The sequence below is a fragment of the Mucilaginibacter sp. P4_G9 genome, from assembly GCF_056400985.1.
This window is the reverse complement of sequence record NZ_JBFUKF010000786.1, coordinates 1-1,183: the sequence shown is the minus strand read 5'-3', so window position 1 is coordinate 1,183 and position 1,183 is coordinate 1. Positions and strand designations below refer to the sequence as shown.

Here is a 1,183-nt window from a genome sequence, read left to right as displayed (position 1 = left end):
TAACTGGTTTTACCAACGTTAAATACCAAATCAAAAGTAAATACCGTGTTGTTAATGCTGGCATTGGTAACCGTTCCGGTTTTACCCCCAACTGTGCCACTACCTCCCAGTTGGCCACCCTGATCCTGAAACGTGAATGAATCACTACCACTTTGCCAAAAACCTATGAGATCACCCAAAAGAACTGCAACACCACCGCCGGAAGAATCTTTACCGCAGTTTGTGGTAAAAAAACATGTAATAACGAATAAAATAACATAAACTGATGAATTTAGCTTTTTCATGATTGATATGTTTTAGTATTTGATGAATATTAGTTTTTTAACCGGCTCAGAAATTGTTTTACCCGCAATTCCATAGCATTGAGCTGATCAGTAATGCCCGGAACCTGTTCGGCTATTTGTGATTGAATTTCTTTTTTAACCCTCTCCTTATCCTTACCAGCTACCTGGTTCTGAAAATATTTATTGATCTGATTTTTCAGATCATTTAAAGGAACGATCTTATTTTTGCCGATACCATAAAGTAATGTATCAGTTATACCCTCAAATGATGCAGTCAGTGATGGATCGTCCCAGTAGTCGGCCATTTTTTTTGAGTAAGTAGGATAATTGACATATAATTTTTCAAACGCCTGGTTAAACCCACTTTGGGTCTGCGCGTACTGGGTAAGCGCATTAATATTGACGAAGGCATATACTGCAATAAATTTAAAAGCAATCATTAAACTTTGCGCCTGCAGGATATAATTCTGCAGGGCACCGCTGATCTCGGGGTAAAACAGATCAATGCCATCCTGCCTTTCCCGGGCTATTTTCAGGTCATCATTGGTATAACCCGATTTTTTAAGGTTGGAAGCAATGGAGTCAATTTTTATCTGTAATGCTTTTGTTTCGGACTGCCCTTTTTTGGCTGTCTCTTTTAATTGTGCCAATGATGCCAGGTAGCTTTTGATTTGACCGTTGGATTGGAAGCCTTCCAGCACTATCTGGGTCAACAATAATGGGTCTTTAGGTACCAGCACCCTGCCACCCATTGGGTACGCGATGATATAATTTTTGTCGGATGGCTGAACGGTAAGCTGGCTGGCGCTGCTGCTTATGGCGGTGGTAAATACTCCCGAATCGTCTGTTGTTGCCGGTTTTCCGTTAATAATTATTGTATAGTTTTTAACTACCGAATT

2 protein-coding genes are annotated in these 1,183 nt (G+C 40.2%); both read right to left on the bottom strand.

Features of this window, described 5'->3' with window-relative positions:
- A partial coding sequence (locus tag AC1DPZ_RS27645) for a hypothetical protein (protein WP_477409564.1) occupies positions 1 to 284 on the bottom strand: 284 nt, incomplete at its 3' end.
- Between the two features lie 29 nt (positions 285 to 313).
- On the bottom strand, positions 314 to 1,183 hold an 870-nt coding region (locus AC1DPZ_RS27640; RefSeq protein ID WP_477409562.1), incomplete at its 5' end, for a hypothetical protein.